We start from the raw sequence: 17,083 nt of genomic DNA on the forward strand, positions 1-17,083 counted from the left end.
GGGCTCAGCCCTCCAGGAAGGCCACCAGGGCGTTGGCGAGGAGGTACGGGTCGTCCGCGCCGCACAGCTCGCGGGCGCTGTGCATCGAGAGGATCGCGACGCCGATGTCGACGGTCTGGATGCCGTGGCGGGCGGCCGTGATCGGGCCGATCGTCGTGCCGCACGGCATCGAGTTGTTGGAGACGAAGGTCTGCCACGGGACCCCGGCGCGCTCGCAGGCGCTCGCGAACACCGCGCGCCCGCTGCCGTCCGTCGCGTAGCGCTGGTTGACGTTGACCTTCAGGATCGGGCCGCCGTTGGCCCGCGGGTGGTGCGTCGGGTCGTGCCGCTCACCGTAGTTGGGGTGCACGGCGTGGCCGGTGTCCGAGGACAGGCAGATGGTGCCCGCGAAGGAGCGCGCGCGGTCCTCGTAGGTGCCCCCGCGCGCGAAGACTGAACGTTCCAGCACGTTCCCCAGCAGCGGCCCGTCCGCGCCGGTGTCCGACTGCGAGCCGTTCTCCTCGTGGTCGAAGGCGGCCAGTACCGGGATGTACTCCGGCTTCCCGGTGGCGGAGACCGCCGCCAGCGCCGCGACGCCCGCGTGCACCGACAGCAGGTTGTCCATGCGCGGGCCGGCCAGCAGTTCGCGGTCGCGGCCGAGGTAGGCGGGCGGCTCGATCGAGTGGACCATCAGGTCCCATCCGGCCACGGAGCCCTGTTCCAGGCCCTCTTCCTCCTCCAGGAAGGCGATCAGGTCACCCTCCTGGACCTCGCCCAGCCCCCAGATCGGCTGCATGTGGCGCTGCTTGTCGAGCTTGAGCCCGTCGGAGTTCACCGACCGGTCCAGGTGCACGGCCAGTTGGGGCACGCGCAGCAGTGCGCGGTCCACGTTCACCAGGCGCTCGGTGCCGTCGCGCAGGGTCAGCCGCCCGGCCAGGCCCAGGTCGCGGTCGAGCCAGGTGTTGAGCAGGGTCCCGCCGTAGATCTCGACGGCGATCTGCCGCCAGCCCTGGGAGCCGGTGTCCGGCAGGGGCTTGACCCGCAGGTTCGGGGAGTCGGTGTGGGCGCCGATGATGCGGAACGGGGTGTGTGCCGCAGCGCCTTCGGGGACGTACCAGGCGATGAGCGCGCCGCCGCGGAGCACGAACTTGCCCCCGGTGCCCGCATCCCAGGCGTCCGTCTCCGACAACTGGCTGAAGCCTGCCTTCTCCAGCCGCTCGGCCGCATTGGCCACGGCGTGGTACGGCGACGGACTGGCCGTCAGGTAGGTCATCAGATCGTCGGTGTGGCCGCGGTCGAAGCGGGCGGGAGAGCTCATGTGGTTCACCTTAACGACGGTGGTATGCGCCATGGCCGGACTGCGGCTGATAGCCGGGGGGTTGCGACCGCGGGGTGGGTGATCTGCGGTCCCGTCCGTGTTCAGCCCGGAGGACGCTCGAATCGGCGCTGGAGCTGTCTGCGCTCGCCCCGGCGGATGCGCGGGAGCATCTCCGGGGTCTGCGCGGAGCGCTGCGCGCGTCTTTTGCGTCCGGCGCAGAAGATACAGCCCTCGCCCGGCGGTGCGTCGGGGTCGATGGGCGCCCCGGGGTGCTCGGAGCAGCCGGACGCGTTGCGCGGCCGGGACAGCTCGCGGGCGACGATGAAGGCGCGGTGGAGGTCGTCGGCGATGCGGACGAAGTCCTCCGCGGGCGAGGACAGGGCGAGGTGGAAGCGCTGGTCCTCGACGGTGCGCAGGTACGCGCGCAGCCTCTCGAGGGTGTACGGACCCTCCGGTACGGGGTAGCCCAGGCGCCGCTGCTGCGCGGCGGGTGCGGGGCCGGCCGCGCGGCCGCCCTGCAGCCGCCGTCCGAGCCGGCGCCGGTCGTTGCAGATGAGGCAGCGGCCCCAGCCGTCGGGGGCCTCGGGGTCGAGCGCGCCGTTGGGGTGCTCGGGGCAGCCGGTGTAGCTCTTGGCGGGGGCCAGCCCGGCGGCGGTCTGGAAGGCCACGTACAGCGCGTCGGCGATGCCGTCGTACTCGGCGGGGTGCGCGCCGTCGTACAGCTCCCGGAGATGGTCGCCGAGGCTGCCCAGGCTCGCCTGCAGCTCCTTGAGGGCGTACGGCCGCCCGGTCGGGACGGAGTACCCCCTGCTGCTGTGCTGATCCTGCGGGCTCATGCCCTAGAGCGTCCCATGAACGACCGACAACGGGGAAAGCCGCAGTACAGGGCGCCGGGCCGGGGCCCGGCGGCCGGTGTGCGGGGTCCGTGTACGCCGACGGCCGGCCCCTCCTCGGCGGAGGGTCCGGCCGGCGTGCGTACGTACACCGCGTACGTGTGTGGCCCGGGGGCGGCGCAGCCTAGAAGGCGGCCTCGTCGAGCTCCATCAGGGAGTTGTCGACGCCCTCGGCGAGCGAGCGGGCGACCGAGACGCCGGGCAGGACCTGCGACGCGAAGAACTTCGCGGCGGCGATCTTGCCGGTGTAGAACGGCACGTCCTTGGCGGAGGCGGTGGCGAGCTTCTCGGCGGCCACGGCCGCACCCTTGAGCAGCAGGTATCCGACGACGACGTCGCCGGAGGCCATCAGCAGGCGGGTGGTGTTCTGGCCGACCTTGTAGATGTTCTTGACGTCCTCGCCGGTGGCGGTGAGGTCGACGATCATCTGGCCGACGATGGCCTCGAGGTCGACGGCGGCCTTGGCGAGCGCGTCGCGGGCGCCGGCCAGCTCCTCGCCGCCGACGGCCTCGGCCAGGAACTTCTTGATCGTCTCCGAGAGGACGTTCAGGGAGGCGCCCTGGTCGCGGACGATCTTCCGGAAGAAGAAGTCCTGGCCCTGGATCGCCGTGGTGCCCTCGTAGAGGGTGTCGATCTTGGCGTCCCGGATGTACTGCTCGATCGGGTATTCCTGGAGGTAACCGGAACCGCCGAAGGTCTGCAGCGACTGGGCGAGCTGCTCGTAGGACTTCTCCGAGCCGTAGCCCTTCACGATCGGCAGGAGCAGGTCGTTCAGGCCGATCTCGGCGGAGGCGTCCTCGCCCGCGGCCTGCTTCAGCTGGATCGCGTCCTGGACGGAGGCGGTGTAGAGCACCAGGGCGCGCATGCCCTCGGCGTACGCCTTCTGCGTCATGAGCGAGCGGCGCACGTCGGGGTGGTGCGTGATGGTGACCTTGGGCGCCGTCTTGTCCATGAAGTTGGCCAGGTCCGGGCCCTGCACGCGCTCCTTGGCGTACTCCAGCGCGTTGAGGTAGCCGGTGGAGAGGGTGGCGATGGCCTTCGTGCCGACCATCATCCGGGCGAACTCGATGATCATGAACATCTGGCGGATGCCGTCGTGCTTGTCACCGATCAGCCAGCCCTTGGCGGGGTGCTGGTCGCCGAAGGTCATCTCGCACGTGTTGGAGGCCTTGAGGCCCATCTTGTGCTCGACGTTCGTGGCGTAGACGCCGTTGCGCTCGCCCAGCTCGCCGGTCTCCCAGTCGAAGTGGAACTTCGGGACGAGGAAGAGGGACAGGCCCTTGGTGCCCGGGCCGTGGCCCTCGGGGCGGGCGAGGACGTAGTGGAGGATGTTCTCCTCCATGTCGTGCTCACCGGACGTGATGAAGCGCTTCACGCCCTCGATGTGCCAGGAGCCGTCGGGCTGCTGGACCGCCTTGGTGCGGCCGGCGCCCACGTCCGAGCCGGCGTCCGGCTCGGTGAGGACCATGGTGGAGCCCCAGCGCTTCTCGACGGCGATCTGGGCGACCTTCTTCTGCGCCTCGTTGCCCTCTTCGAAGAGGATGCCGGCGAACGCCGGGCCGGAGGAGTACATCCAGATGGCCGGGTTCGAGCCGAGCAGCAGCTCCGCGTACGCCCAGATGAGGGAACGGGGCGAAGTGGTGCCGCCGATCTCCTCGGGCAGGCCCAGGCGCCAGTACTCCGAGTCCATGAAGGCTTCGTAGCTCTTCTTGAAGGAGGCCGGGACCGGCGCGGTGTTGGTGGCCGGGTCGAAGACCGGAGGGTTGCGGTCGGCGTCCTCGAAGGAGGCGGCCAGCTCGTTCTCGGCGAGGCGGGTGAGCTCGGACAGGACGCTCTTGGCGGTCTCGGTGTCCATCTCCTCGAACGGACCGGTGCCGTACAGCTTGTCGCGGCCGAGCACCTCGAAGAGGTTGAACTCGATGTCGCGGAGATTCGACTTGTAGTGCCCCATGGCGACGGCTCCGTTAAGGCTCGGGGAGACAGGTTCCTCGTACATACCAATCGGTAACGTCATGATGCTACCCACCGGTAATAAGAAGCAACCCTTGCTCGGCGACTGTGACCAGCATCAAGCCTGGCGCGATTGCGTGCCCGGGGGGCCGGGGCCGGTCGGTAGGCTTCGCCCCATGTACGGCTACGACCAGAACGTGAGCGCAGGGCAGCAGTACGCCGCCCCGCAGCAGATGGGCGGCGGGTACGGCGAGCAGCCGCTCTACCCCGAGCCCTCGCCGCCGTCGCTCGCCGACGCGGTACGGGCCTTCACCACCGGATCGCTGTCGGCGGAGGACTTCCAGCAGATCTTCGCCACCTCGAAGGTCTACTGCCCGCGCGGCGAGACCCCGGGCTTCCTGGCGCTGCACAACACCCAGCAGCCGGTCATCCCGATGTTCACCACGCTGAAGGAGCTGCGCCGGTACGCCGGCAAGGAGTCCAAGTACTTCGTGATCACCGGCGCGGAGGTGATCGACCTGCTGCCCACCGGGTACGGCTTCGTCCTCGACATGGAGGGCGACCACCGGATGGTCTTCGACGCCAAGGCGGTCGAGCAGATGGTCGACTTCGCGATGCGCCGCATGTACGGCTAGACCAGGTCGGACCATGTGAAGACCCCGGGGGAATGCCCCCGGGGTCTTCTCTGTTCTGTCGCATGTGGCAGAAAGTTCGAGTTTCAACTAAACTCGACGCAGAAGGAGGTCCTGACCATGCCCGCAGTGACTGTTGAGAACCCGTTGACGCTTCCCCGCGTGGCCGAGCCGACCGCGGTCGCCCCGCGCAAGGTGCTGGCCGTCGTGACCGCTCCCGGTGGGTTCGAGGGCGAGGGATTCCCGGTGCGCCGAGCGTTCGCCGGCATCAACTACCAGTACCTCGACCCGTTCATCATGATGGACCAGATGGGCGAGGTGGAGTACGCCCCGGGCGAGCCCAAGGGCACCCCGTGGCACCCCCACCGCGGCTTCGAGACCGTCACCTACCTGATCGACGGAACCTTCGTCCACCAGGACAGCAACGGGGGCGGCGGAGTCATCAACGGCGGCGACACGCAGTGGATGACCGCCGGCTCCGGCCTCCTGCACATCGAGGCCCCGCCGGAGTCCCTCGTCGTCAGCGGCGGGCTCTTCCACGGCCTCCAGCTGTGGGTGAACCTGCCGGCCTCCGACAAGATGATGCCCCCGCGCTACCAGGACATCGGCGGCGGCCAGGTCCAGCTGCTGACCACCCCGGACGGCGGCGGCCTGCTCCGCGTGATCGCGGGCGAGCTCGACGGCCACGCGGGCCCCGGCATCACCCACACCCCGATCACGATGATCCACGCGACGATCACCCCGGGCGCGCAGATCACCCTGCCGTGGCGCGAGGACTTCAACGCGCTGGCGTACGTCATGGCCGGGCGCGGCTCGGTCGGCGAGGACCGGCGGCCGCTCCACACCGGCCAGACGGCGGTCTTCGGCGAGGGCGGCTCGCTCACGGTGCGGGCGGACGAGTCACAGGACTCCCACGCCCCGGACCTCGAGGTCGTCCTCCTCGGCGGACGTCCGATCCGTGAGCCGATGGCGCACTACGGGCCGTTCGTCATGAACAGCAAGCACGAGCTCCAGCAGGCCTTCGACGACTTCCAGGCCGGCCGGCTGGGCACCATCCCGACCACCGCCCGGGATCGGACCAAATCGGCGGAGCAGCACTCCTAGTGCCCTGACCGGTCCGTCCCCCCCAGCGGCCCCGCCCGCCCTCCCCCGTGGGCGGGCGGGGCCTTTTTGCGTCTTGGCGGAACGGCTGCGTCCGGCGACCGGGGCGCGTCACAATCCGAGGAGACCGTCCCGGCAGCACACGCCCCCGGCCCTGAGGAGCAGATGGTGTCGTCGCAGGAAGTCGACGTAACGATCACTCCGCAGCAGGCCGACCACGGGGTGATCCTGACCGTCACGCTCCCCACCGGGCCCGCCCGCCTGCGCATCCCGTCCGGCACCCGGGACGGCGAGCTCGTCCGGGTCCGCGTCGGCGGGGGCGAGGTGCTCGCGCGGGTCACGGTGTCCGCGCCCCCGGGCGCCGCCCGGCCGGCCCCGGCACAGCCCGTGCCCTCGCCGGCCCCGACGCAGCAGGTGCCGGCCCAGCCGGGCGGCGGCAATCCCTTCGCGACGGCCTCGCAGTCGGGCGGCGGCAACCCCTTCGCGACGGCCTCGCAGTCGGGCGGCGGCAACCCCTTCGCGACGGCCTCGCAGTCGGGCGCCGGCAACCCCTTCGCGACGCCTCCCGTCCCGCCGAGGCGGGGAGGCGGCGGCAAGCCCGCCGCCCTCGGATGCCTGGTGGTGGGCGGACTCCTCGCGGCCGTGCTCATCGGCCTCGTCACGAACGGCTCCGGGGACGACAGCGACAGCAAGGCCTCAGGCTCCGCGACACCGAGCCACTCGACCGGCCCCGAGCCCTCGTACTCGTCGTACAGCCCCTCGTACAGCCCGTCGTACAGCCCCGCCCCCAGCCCCTCGGAGGCCCCGGCCGCGCCCACCTACCCGGCCACGCCCGAGCCGACCGAGGAGGCCGCCCCCGTTCCGTACGACAGGGGCACCTGCCTCAACGGCACCCTGCCGGACTCGACGACGGCCCAGCGCGTCGACGACGTGGAGGAAGTGCCCTGCTCGGCCTCCGACGCGCACTACCGGGTGATCGGGACCATCCCGATGACCTCCGACATGGACCGCTGCGACGCCTACCCGAAGACGGAGTACGCCTTCTCCCACCGCTACACCCGGGGCGGCGCCGTCATCAACGAGTACGTGTACTGCCTGGTCGGCCTCGGTTCGTACTCCCGCGGGTAGGCCGTCCGGAGCGGGGCCGCCGCACGGCCGCCCCGCTCAGGCGTCGGGCCGCTTGGACCGCTCGTAGAGCTCGAACCAGATCGACTTGCCCTCGCCGCGCGGGTCCACGCCCCACGTGTCGGCCAGCATCTCCATCAGCAGGACGCCGCGACCGCTGGAGGCCATCTCGCCCGGGTGCCGCTTGTGCGGGAGCTCGTCGCTCCCGTCCGCGACCTCCACGCGCAGCCGCCGCTCGCCCAGCTCGCCCACGGCCTCGGCGACCAGCAGGGCGTCGCCGTCGGTGTGCATGAGCACGTTCGTCACCATCTCGGAGACCATGAGCACCGCCGAGTCCACCTGCTCGCCGTCGGCCCAGTCGTGCAGCAGCTCGCGGATCTGCTGCCGGGCGCCCGCGATCCGCTCCGGTTCGGCCTGCGCCACGGTCAGCATCGTGCGGCGGGCCGGGCGCACCAGGTGCGCCGGGGCCGGACCGCGGCCGCAGCCCTCACCCTCGCGGCACAGCAGCACGACGGCTATGTCGTCCTCGCGGCGGTCCGCCAGCGGGCCGGTGGTGTGGTGCGAGGACGGCCCGTGCACGGCCTGGACCAGCAGGTCGGCGAGCTTCTCCAGCGACTCGGACCCGTGCGTGTCGGACTCCAGGATCGCGCGCAGCCGCGCCCAGCCGGTGTCCAGGTCGTGCCCGCCGGTCTCGATGAGCCCGTCGGTGCACAGCATCATCGTCTCGCCGGGTTCCAGGGTGAACCGGGTGGTCGGGTAGTCGGTGTCGGGGACGATGCCCAGGGGGAGTCCGCCCGCCGTGGGGCGCATCAGGACGGTTCCGTCGGGCATCCGGATCGCCGGGTCGGGGTGGCCTGCGCGCGCCACCTCCAGCATGCCGGTCCGCGGGTCGCACTCCGCGTACAGGCAGGTCGCGAACCGGGGGCTCTGGAAGTCCGGGTCCTCGTCCGCGTCGGACTCCGGCGCGGAGCCCAGCCCGGCCAGGAAGCGGGAGGCGCGCGAGAGCACCGCGTCGGGGCGGTGGCCCTCCGAGGCGTACGCCCGCACCGCGATCCGCAGCTGGCCCATCAGCCCGGCCGCGCGCACGTCGTGGCCCTGGACGTCGCCGATGACCAGCGCGAACCGTCCCGAGGGCAGCGGGATCATGTCGTACCAGTCGCCGCCGACCTGCAGCCCGCCGCCGGTCGGCACGTACCGGGCGGCGATCCGCATGCCCGGGATCTCCGGTCCGAGCTGCGGCATCATCGACCGCTGGAGGCCGGTGGTGAGTTCCCGCTCGGATTCGGCCACCCCGGCGCGCTGGAGGGCCTGGGCGAGCATCCGGGCCACGGTGGTCAGGACGGACCGCTCGTCGGGGGAGAAGGACACCGGGTGTTTGAAGGCGGCCATCCAGGCGCCCATGGTGCGTCCGGCGACGATCAGGGGCAGGAACGCCCAGGAGACCCTGCCGAACCGCTGGGCGAGCGGCCAGGTGGCCGGGAAGCGCCGTTTGTAGTCCTCCGGGCTGGGCAGGTAGATCGCCCGGCCGGTACGGACCACCTCGGCGGCCGGGTAGTCCGTCTCCAGCCGCATGTCCGCGAAGGGGGCCTCGTCGCCCACGTCGTGCCCGTGGTGCCCGATGATCGACAGCCGGTCGCCGGCCACCCCGAAGACGGCCAGGCCGTCCGGGCTGAAACCCGGCATGGACAGGGAGGCCGCGACCCGCAGCACCTCCGCGGTGGAACGGGCCTCGGCCAGCGCCCGCCCGGCGTCCAGCAGGAAGGCCTCGCGGGAGCGCCGCCAGTCGCCGGTGATCGGGGTGTGCACGGCGGTGGTGCCGGGCTGCGGCTCGGCGATCTCCTGGATGGTGCCGATCAGCTCGTAGTCGAGGCGGCCGTCGGTGCCCCGGTTCTCCACCGGCTTGGAGCGGCTGCGTACGGTCCGCAGGACCCGCCCGTCCTCGTCCATGATCCGCAGCCGGGCCTCGGCGAGCGTGCCCTCGGCGACGGCCAGGGTCACGATGCCGTTGATCTCGTTCCAGTCCACCGGGTGGAACCGCGACCGCACGGCGACTTCCGGCAGCACCACCGGGTCGGCGGGCAGCCCGAGGAGCCGGGCGGCCTCGCCGTCGAGGGTGACCGTCCCGGAGGCGTTGTCCCAACGCCACAGACCCGTCGCGATGGCGGCCAGGACATCCTCGGTGCGCACCCGGTCATCTTTACAGGTCATCCCCCTTGCGTGCCTGTTCGCCCGGTGTGCCGGGCGCGTTCGGGCGGGCCCGGCGGGCATGCCCGACCCGCCGCCCGCCCGGACGGTAACCTTGTGAGGGTTGAATCCACCCTGGTATCGCGAAGAACTGGATGACTGATGCATCGGTACAGGTCCCACACCTGCGGCGAGCTCCGCGCCTCTGACGTCAACGCCGACGTCCGGCTGAGCGGCTGGCTGCACAACCGTCGAGACCTGGGCGGCATCCTCTTCATCGATCTGCGTGACCACTACGGCATCACGCAGCTCGTGGCCCGTCCCGGCACCGCCGCCGCCGCGGTCCTGGACAAGCTGTCCAAGGAGACCGTGATCCGCGTCGACGGCAAGGTCGTCTCGCGCGGTGCCGAGAACATCAACCCCGAGCTGCCGACCGGCGAGATCGAGATCGAGGCCGCCGAGGTCGAGGTGCTCGGCGCGGCCGCCCCGCTGCCCTTCACCATCAACACCGACGACGGTGTGAACGAGGAGCGGCGCCTGGAGTACCGCTTCCTCGACCTGCGCCGCGAGCGCATGCACCGCAACATCATGCTGCGCTCGGCCGTGATCGCCTCGATCCGCTCGAAGATGGTGGCCCTCGGCTTCAACGAGATGGCGACCCCGATCCTCACCGCGACCTCCCCCGAGGGCGCCCGTGACTTCGTCGTCCCGTCCCGCCTGAACCCGGGCAAGTTCTACGCCCTGCCGCAGGCCCCGCAGCAGTTCAAGCAGCTGCTGATGATCTCCGGCTTCGACCGGTACTTCCAGATCGCGCCCTGCTTCCGCGACGAGGACGCCCGCGCGGACCGCTCGCCGGGCGAGTTCTACCAGCTCGACGTGGAGATGTCCTTCGTCGAGCAGGAGGACGTCTTCCAGCCGATCGAGCGCCTGATGACCGAGCTCTTCACCGAGTTCGGCAACGGCCGCGAGGTCACCTCCCCCTTCCCGCGGATCCCGTTCCGCGAGTCGATGCTGAAGTACGGCAACGACAAGCCCGACCTGCGCGCCAAGCTGGAACTCGTCGACATCACCGATGTCTTCGAGGGCTCGGAGTTCAAGGCGTTCGCCGGCAAGCACGTGCGCGCCCTGGCCGTCCCGGACACCGCCGCGCAGCCGCGCAAGTTCTTCGACGGCCTCGGCGAGTACGCGATCTCGCTGGGCGCCAAGGGCCTGGCCTGGGTCCGCGTCGGCGAGGACGGCTCCCTGACCGGCCCGATCGCCAAGTTCCTCACCGAGGAGAACGTCAAGGTCCTCACCGAGCGCCTGGGCCTGGCCGCCGGCCACGCCGTGTTCTTCGGCGCGGGCGAGTTCGACGAGGTCTCCAAGATCATGTCCGGCGTCCGCGTCGAGGCGGCCAAGCGTGCGGGCCAGTTCGAGGAGAACGTCTTCCGCTTCTGCTGGATCGTCGACTTCCCGATGTACGAGAAGGACGAGGAGACCGGCAAGATCGACTTCTCCCACAACCCCTTCTCCATGCCGCAGGGCGGGATGAAGGACCTGGAGGAGAAGGACCCGCTGGACATCCTGGCGTGGCAGTACGACATCGTCTGCAACGGCATCGAGCTGTCCTCCGGCGCCATCCGCAACCACGAGCCCGAGGTCATGCTGAAGGCCTTCGAGATCGCGGGCTACGAGGCCGAGACCGTCGAGCGGGAGTTCGCCGGCATGCTGCGCGCCTTCCGGCTCGGCGCCCCGCCGCACGGCGGCATCGCCCCGGGTGTGGACCGCATCGTGATGCTGCTGGCCGACGAGCCGAACATCCGCGAGACCATCGCCTTCCCGCTGAACGGCAACGCCCAGGACCTGATGATGGGCGCGCCGACGGTGCTGGAGGAGGCCCGCCTGCGCGAGCTGAACATCGCGCTGCGGCGGCCGGTGGAGACCAAGCCGTCCGACGCGAAGCCGATCACGGAGGCCGTCCACCCGGACGCCGCGCGGTAGTCGGACCAGGTGTGACGAAGGGCCCGGGATCGGCTGATCCCGGGCCCTTCGGTCGTGTTCCGGTCAGAACCGCTCGAGGATGCCCTTGAGGAGGGTGTTGGAGGTCAGTTCGCGCGGGGCGGGGCCGGCGTGGAAGAAGCCGGCGTTCTCGGCGTCCAGCTTGCGCAGGAAGTCGAAGGCCTTGGCGTCGTGGTCGCCGAAGGCGACGAACTGCCAGTGGATGCCGGGGGCGGTGGCGGCCGCCTCGGCCAGGGCGGCCTTGGCGGGCTGGCGGTTGTCCGGGGCGCCGTCGGTCTGGAAGACGACCAGGGCCGGGCCCTCGCCGCCGCCCTTGCGGTAGTGCTCGACGACGGCCTCGACGGCGACGTGGTAGCTGGTGCGGCCCATCCGGCCGAGCTCGGCGTGGCGGGCCTCGACCCAGCCCTCGTCGTGGCCGTCGAGGGCGAGGTCGGCGGTGCCGTCCAGCTCCGTGGAGAAGAACACCGTGTGGACGGTGGCCTCGTCGTCGAGGTGCGCGGCGAGGGCGAGGGCGTGGTCGGCGAGGTACTGGGCGCTGCCGTCCTTGTAGAACCCGCGCATGGATCCGGACCGGTCCAGGACCAGGTACACCTTGGCGCGCGCCCCGGCCTTGCCCTTGCTCCGCAGCACCTGGCCGGCCGCCTTGTAGGCCGCGGCCACCCCGGGCGCCCGCCGCCGCACGGCGGCGGCGGCATGCGCGGGCCCGTCCACCTCGGCCTCGGCGACGGCCTCGGCTTCGACCTCGGCGGTTACCGGCTCTGCTTCGGGCTCGGCGGCGGCCTCCGCTTCGGCGGTCACCGGCTCGGCCTCGGCTTCGGCGGTTACCGGCTCGGCCTCGGGCTCGGCCTCGGCGGCCACCGGCTCTGCTTCGGCCTCGACCGGCTCGGCCTCGGCCACGGCCTCGGCGGTCACCGGCTCTGCCTCGGCCTCTACGACCGGTTCGGCCACGGCCTCGGCTTCGGTGGTCACCGGCTCTGCCTCGGCCTCTACGACCGGTTCGGCCACGGCCTCGGCCTCGGCGGTCACCGGCTCTGCCTCGGGCTCGGCGACGGCCGGCTCGGCCTGTGCGACGGGCTCCGCCACGGCGTCAGGCTCGGCCGCCACGGCGTCGGGCTCGGCCGTCTCGGCCTCGGCGGCCACCGGCTCGGGCTCCGCGGCCAGCGGCTCGGCCTCCGCCGTCACCGGGTCGGGCTGGTTCTGCTGGGGCGCCGGAGGCGACGGGCGACGGGCCTCCGGGACCGTGGGGTCCGCGACCGGTGAGGGGTCCGGGGCCGGGGCCGTCAGGACGGTCCCCGGCTCGCGGTCCCGCGGTGCGGACTGCGGCGGAACGGTGGGGTTGTCGAACGAGGCGGCCACCAGTTCGGCGGCCGCGTCCAGGGGGGTGCGCTCCGCCTGGCTCGGGAGGGCCGCCGAAGGCGTGCCCGACGTTTCCGGTACCGGTTCCGCAGACCGTCCGAACACCTTGCGCAACAAGCTCCGAATACCCATGGGCCAGGCCTTTCGCATGAGTGCGTGCGTCATTTGTCCGTGCTGCGCGGATGATCCCTGCCCAGAGTGGACACGTAAGGTTATCGGCCGCCCGGCTGGATCTTCGGGAGGGGCGCCTTTCGTGGCGTCCGGCTCCCGGCCCCGCGCGCACCGCAGCCGAACTCCCGCCCCGACGTGCCGGGTTCACCGATCGTTCATCCCCGCGCCGCCGCTGCGGCGCCACCCGGCCCTAGCGTCACCGCTGGATCGTCCCGACACGTTGTCGGCGCCCACGCAGCTACTCGGAGGACACTCGTGCGCAAGCTCCTGCCGCTCATCGGCAACCCGCATGGGAGCGGCCGTTCCGCTCTCACCTGCCGCTACCGCTGTGGCGACGCATGCTTCCACGAGGTGCCCAACACCAGCGACAACGAGTACGCCGGCGATGTCATGGCCCGCGCGTACTCCCGCCGCTCGATGCTGCGCACCGCCGCCGTGGTGACGGTCGCCGCCGCCGGCGGCACCGCCCTCGCCCTCGGCGGCCCCGGCCAGTCCGCCCATGCCGCCCCGGCCGGCGAGGCCGGCGAGGCCGGGACCGCCGGTGCGGGCAAGAGCGGCGAGGCCGCCCGCGGTCTGCGCTTCAAGGCCGTCGCGCCGAACACCGCCGACCAGGTCACCGTCCCCGAGGGCCACGAGCAGAACGTGGTCATCCGCTGGGGCGACCCGATCGTCAAGGGCGCCCCGGGCTTCAACGCCGACAAGCAGACCGCCGCCGCCCAGGCCGGCCAGTTCGGCTACAACAACGACTTCCTCAGCCTGCTCCCGCTCGGCGGCGCCTACGAGCGCCGGCAGCTTCTCGTGGCGAACCACGAGTACACGGACGAGAACCTCATGTTCAAGGGGTACGACCCGGCCAACCCGACCCGCGAGCAGGTCGAGATTGCCTGGGCGGCGCACGGCCTGTCCGTGGTCGTCGTCCAGGAGGACCACCGCAGTGGCAAGTTGACCGCCGTCACCCGCCACCAGCTCAACCGCCGCCTGACCGCCACCAGCGAGTTCAGGCTGACCGGTCCGGCCGCGGGCAGCGCCCTGCTGAAGACCTCCGTCGACGCGACCGGCACCAAGGTGCTCGGCACGCTCAACAACTGCGCGGGCGGCACCACCCCGTGGGGCACCACCCTCCACGGCGAGGAGAACTTCAACCAGTACTTCGGCAACGCCGGCCAGGTCACCGACCCCGTCCAGGCCGCCCGCCTCAAGCGCTACGGCGTGACCGCAGGCGCCACCGAGCGCAAGTGGGAGCGGTTCGACAAGCGCTTCGACGTCGCCCGGGAGCCGCACGAGTCGCACCGCTTCGGCTGGGTCGTCGAGCTCGACCCGTACGACCCGGACTTCGTCCCGCGCAAGCGCACCGCGCTCGGCCGCTTCAAGCACGAGGCCGCGCAGCCCCGCCTGACCGAGGACGGCCGCCCCGTCGTCTACATGGGCGACGACGAGCGCTTCGACTACTTCTACAAGTTCGTCTCGTCGAAGCAGATGAAGAAGGGCACCTCGCGCGCGGCCAAGGAGCACAACCTCACGCTGCTCGACGAGGGCACCCTCTACGTCGCCAAGCTCACCGGCGACTCCCCGACCGCCCAGATCGACGGCTCCGGCACGCTGCCCTCCGACGGCGAGTTCGACGGTTCCGGCGTGTGGATCAAGCTCGCCACCGGCAACGTCTCCCACGTCGAGGGCATGACCGCCGAGGAGGTGTACGTCTTCACGCGTCAGGCCGCCGACAAGGTGGGCGCCACGAAGATGGACCGCCCCGAGGACGTCGAGCCGTCCCCGCGCACCGGCCGCGTGTACGTCGCGCTGACCAACAACACCGACCGCGGCAAGCCCGGCAAGGCGGAGGGCGCGACCGAGGCCAACCCGCGCAACCTGAACAAGCACGGTCAGATCCTGGAGCTCGCCGAGAACTTCGACGACCCGGCCGGCGACGGTTTCGCCTGGCGGCTGTTCCTGGTGGCCGGCGACCCCAACGACCCGGCGACCTACTTCGCGGGTTTCCCGAAGGACCGGGTCAGCCCGATCTCCTGCCCGGACAACGTGGCCTTCGACCCGCACGGCAACCTGTGGATCTCCACCGACGGCAACCAGCTCGGCTCCCACGACGGCCTGTTCGGCGTGGCGACCTCGGGTGAGCGCCGCGGCGAGCTGAAGCAGTTCCTGACCGTCCCGCGCGGCGCCGAGACCTGCGGCCCGATCATCCAGGACAAGCGCGTCCTGGTGGCCGTGCAGCACCCGGGCGAGCTGGACGGCGCCTCCGTCGAGAACCCGCAGTCCGTGTGGCCCGACGGCCCCGGCAAGATCGTCCGTCCGGCCGTCGTCTCGGTCTGGCGCAAGGACGGCAAGAACATCGGCGTCTGAGCCGATCGGTGACCACCCTCAATCCGCCTCCGGCAGCCGTCCGACGGGCAGCCTGAGGGTGGTCACCGCACCCCCGTCGGGGGCGTTGGCGAAGGTCAGCCCGATCTCCAGCACGGCCGCCTGGCCGGCCACGATCGTCAGCCCCAGCCCGTGGCCCCGCCCGCGCCCCGGGTCCCCGGTGCGGAACCGCTGGGGGCCCTGCTCGATCAGTTCGGGCGGATAGCCGGGGCCGTGGTCGCGTACCACCACCACCGGCCCCTCCACCGTCACCTCGAACGGCGGCCGGCCGTGCTTGTGGGCGTTGACCAGCAGGTTGGCCAGGATCCGGTCCAGGCGGCGCCGGTCGGTGAGCACCACCGTGTCCCGCACGACCCGTACCGTCGCCTCCCGCCCGCTCCCGGCGACGGCGCGCCGCACCGCCCGGCCGAGTTCCACCCGGGCGAGTTCGGCCCGTTCGACGCCCGAGTCCAGCCGGGAGATCTCCAGCAGGTCCTCGGTGAGCAGGTGCAGGGCCCTGAGCCGGTCGTTGATCATCTCCTTGGGGCGGCCCTCGGGCAGCAGCGCCGCCGCGGCCAGCGAGCCCGTGAGCGGGGTGCGCAGTTCGTGCGCCACGTCCGCGGTGAACCGCTTCTCCGCCTCCAGCCGCTCCTGGAGCGATTCGGCCATCGAGTCCAGGGCCTGTGCCACGTCCCGTACCTCGTCCCGGGAGCGGACCGGCCGCCGGCCGTCCCCGCCCCCGTCCCCGCCGTCCTTGCCGTCACCATCGCCGTCGGCCGGGAACCCCACCCGGGCGTCCAGGTCCCCCGAGCTGATCCGGCGGGCCACGGCGGCCGTGGTCGCGAGGCGCCGGCTGATCCGGCCGGCGAGGAACAGGCCGGCCAGCGCGACCACCCCGGCCGCCAGGACCGAGGAGGCGAGGATCGCCGTGTCGATGTCCCGCAGCCGGTCGCGGGTGGTGCGGTACGGGATCCAGATCGCCAGGGCGTGCTCGTCGGCGGGCCCGGCCGCCCACATGACGGGCTCGTCCCCGCGGTGTCCGACCATGCTGCCGGTGTCCCCGCGGGCGACCAGGGCGCGCAGCCGCCCGGGCAGCTCGGGCGGGTCCAGCGCGACGTCCACGTCGCCGTGGGAGGTCCCGTACTCGTAGTGGCCGAGGGCGTGGTCCAGGTCCGCTTCGGCCTTCGCCCGGACCTCGCCGACGATCTGCCGGGCGACCACGTTGTGCACCAGGATCCCGAGCGCGGCGGCGACCATGCAGCACACGGCCGTGGTGGTCAGGGCGATCTTCCAGCGCAGGCTGCTCAGCGCGCGCATCGCGGCCCGTCTCCGCTCGGGGGGAGATCCGTGAGGGCCGGGCACTCGTCGAGGGTCAGCTGCGACAGGTTCATGACCCCCGCCTTCGGGTCCCACTCGTAGTCGGCGACGGCCACGTACTTCGGGTTGGAGGTGGGCTCGCGCACCGCCAGGTGCTCGGCGGCGACCTCCACGCCCTCCAGCACGGCCCGCCGGGCCAGCACCCGGGCGACGGAGCCGTCGTCCTGGACGGTGTAGACGCGCAGTTCGCTGAGCCGGCCGTCGATGTCCAGGGCGGTGATCAGCTCCTCCCGGCCGTTGCCCGTCAGGTCGTGCAGTACGCCCGGACGCACGGGGCAGTCGGGGCCGCCGTCGGCGGCCCGGGTGCACAGGGCGAGCCGCTGAACGGCCCGCGGGTCGACGAGCCGGCCCGTCCCGCCGTCCTGCGCGGTGGCGGAGGTGACGTCGGCGCGGACGACGTCCAGCGCGTTCACGCCGCGCATGCTCAGCCCGTGTGCCTTGGGGACACCGGGCACCACGGCGGCCGTCCCCGGCTTCTGGCCGGGGGCGGGCGGCGCGGGGCGGCGGTCCTTCCACAGGGACTTCGGGGCGTGCACGGTCCCGAGGTCTCCCTGGCTGCTCAGCCCCTCCACGTCCGCGCACCCGGCCGAGGCCGCCACGAGGACGGCGATGGCCGGGCCGGCCAGGACGCGGGCGCGGTGCATGTA

12 protein-coding genes are annotated in these 17,083 nt (G+C 72.0%); 5 read left to right on the plus strand and 7 right to left on the minus strand.

All coding sequences use genetic code 11. The features are described 5' to 3' along the window. Positions 1-4 precede the first annotated feature (4 nt). From AB0D44_RS01400 to AB0D44_RS01410, 3 genes are all read right to left on the minus strand, one after another. The gene (locus AB0D44_RS01400; protein WP_362582679.1) at positions 5-1,297 is read right to left on the minus strand and encodes a M18 family aminopeptidase; all 1,293 of its coding nucleotides are present in this window, start codon (positions 1,295-1,297) and stop codon (positions 5-7) included. Positions 1,298-1,398: 101 nt separating this feature from the next. After that, positions 1,399-2,133: a hypothetical protein gene (locus tag AB0D44_RS01405; protein ID WP_362582682.1), complete on the minus strand. Its 735-nt coding sequence runs from the start codon at positions 2,131-2,133 to the stop codon at positions 1,399-1,401. A 181-nt stretch (positions 2,134-2,314) separates the two neighbouring features. Continuing rightward, on the minus strand, positions 2,315-4,141 hold the full coding sequence (locus tag AB0D44_RS01410) for an acyl-CoA dehydrogenase (RefSeq protein WP_362582862.1): 1,827 nt from the start codon (positions 4,139-4,141) through the stop codon (positions 2,315-2,317). A gap of 175 nt (positions 4,142-4,316) precedes the next feature. On the opposite strand from AB0D44_RS01410, the gene AB0D44_RS01415 reads away from it, so the two are divergent. The 3 genes from AB0D44_RS01415 (at position 4,317) to AB0D44_RS01425 (ending at position 7,001) form a co-directional block, all read left to right on the plus strand. Continuing rightward, the gene (locus AB0D44_RS01415; RefSeq protein ID WP_215146094.1) at positions 4,317-4,775 is read left to right on the plus strand and encodes an SseB family protein; all 459 of its coding nucleotides are present in this window, start codon (positions 4,317-4,319) and stop codon (positions 4,773-4,775) included. 117 nt (positions 4,776-4,892) lie between these two features. Beyond that, entirely contained in the window at positions 4,893-5,876 is a 984-nt protein-coding gene (locus AB0D44_RS01420) for a pirin family protein (RefSeq protein WP_362582685.1), read from the plus strand. A 165-nt stretch (positions 5,877-6,041) separates the two neighbouring features. Further along, positions 6,042-7,001, plus strand: coding sequence for a hypothetical protein (locus AB0D44_RS01425; RefSeq protein ID WP_362582688.1), 960 nt, complete (start codon positions 6,042-6,044; stop codon positions 6,999-7,001). A 36-nt stretch (positions 7,002-7,037) separates the two neighbouring features. Here AB0D44_RS01425 and AB0D44_RS01430 read toward each other — a convergent pair whose 3' ends face one another. Continuing rightward, positions 7,038-9,185, minus strand: coding sequence for a SpoIIE family protein phosphatase (locus AB0D44_RS01430; protein ID WP_362582691.1), 2,148 nt, complete (start codon positions 9,183-9,185; stop codon positions 7,038-7,040). A gap of 159 nt (positions 9,186-9,344) precedes the next feature. On the opposite strand from AB0D44_RS01430, the gene aspS reads away from it, so the two are divergent. After that, positions 9,345-11,162, plus strand: coding sequence for an aspartate--tRNA ligase (gene aspS / locus AB0D44_RS01435; RefSeq protein ID WP_362582694.1), 1,818 nt, complete (start codon positions 9,345-9,347; stop codon positions 11,160-11,162). 63 nt (positions 11,163-11,225) lie between these two features. Here the strand turns inward: aspS and AB0D44_RS01440 are convergent, their stop codons facing one another. Further along, a complete protein-coding gene (locus AB0D44_RS01440) occupies positions 11,226-12,668 on the minus strand; it encodes a VWA domain-containing protein (RefSeq protein WP_362582697.1) in 1,443 nt (480 codons plus the stop codon). Between the two features lie 294 nt (positions 12,669-12,962). On the opposite strand from AB0D44_RS01440, the gene AB0D44_RS01445 reads away from it, so the two are divergent. Then, positions 12,963-15,062 (plus strand): PhoX family phosphatase, encoded by a 2,100-nt coding sequence (locus tag AB0D44_RS01445; RefSeq protein WP_362582700.1) that lies wholly within the window; start codon positions 12,963-12,965, stop codon positions 15,060-15,062. 18 nt (positions 15,063-15,080) lie between these two features. On the opposite strand, the gene AB0D44_RS01450 is transcribed toward AB0D44_RS01445, so the two are convergent. Together AB0D44_RS01450 and AB0D44_RS01455 are read right to left on the minus strand one after the other, a co-directional pair. After that, the gene (locus tag AB0D44_RS01450; RefSeq protein ID WP_362582703.1) at positions 15,081-16,376 is read right to left on the minus strand and encodes a HAMP domain-containing sensor histidine kinase; all 1,296 of its coding nucleotides are present in this window, start codon (positions 16,374-16,376) and stop codon (positions 15,081-15,083) included. Beyond that, on the minus strand, positions 16,364-17,080 hold the full coding sequence (locus AB0D44_RS01455) for a hypothetical protein (RefSeq protein ID WP_362582705.1): 717 nt from the start codon (positions 17,078-17,080) through the stop codon (positions 16,364-16,366). Before AB0D44_RS01455 ends, AB0D44_RS01450 begins: the two co-directional genes overlap by 13 nt. Between the last annotated feature and the right edge of the window lie 3 nt (positions 17,081-17,083).

The sequence above is a fragment of the Streptomyces sp. NPDC048349 genome, from assembly GCF_040651925.1.
Lineage (GTDB): Bacteria > Actinomycetota > Actinomycetes > Streptomycetales > Streptomycetaceae > Streptomyces.

Coding starts and splice junctions, on each gene's coding strand:
- AB0D44_RS01440 (WP_362582697.1), bottom strand. CDS start 12,668: ATGGGTATTCGGAGCTTGTTGCGCAAGGTGTTCGGACGGTCTGCGGAA.
- AB0D44_RS01450 (WP_362582703.1), bottom strand. CDS start 16,376: ATGCGCGCGCTGAGCAGCCTGCGCTGGAAGATCGCCCTGACCACCACG.
- aspS (WP_362582694.1), top strand. CDS start 9,345: ATGCATCGGTACAGGTCCCACACCTGCGGCGAGCTCCGCGCCTCTGAC.
- AB0D44_RS01420 (WP_362582685.1), top strand. CDS start 4,893: ATGCCCGCAGTGACTGTTGAGAACCCGTTGACGCTTCCCCGCGTGGCC.
- AB0D44_RS01410 (WP_362582862.1), bottom strand. CDS start 4,141: ATGGGGCACTACAAGTCGAATCTCCGCGACATCGAGTTCAACCTCTTC.
- AB0D44_RS01415 (WP_215146094.1), top strand. CDS start 4,317: ATGTACGGCTACGACCAGAACGTGAGCGCAGGGCAGCAGTACGCCGCC.
- AB0D44_RS01455 (WP_362582705.1), bottom strand. CDS start 17,080: ATGCACCGCGCCCGCGTCCTGGCCGGCCCGGCCATCGCCGTCCTCGTG.
- AB0D44_RS01405 (WP_362582682.1), bottom strand. CDS start 2,133: ATGAGCCCGCAGGATCAGCACAGCAGCAGGGGGTACTCCGTCCCGACC.
- AB0D44_RS01400 (WP_362582679.1), bottom strand. CDS start 1,297: ATGAGCTCTCCCGCCCGCTTCGACCGCGGCCACACCGACGATCTGATG.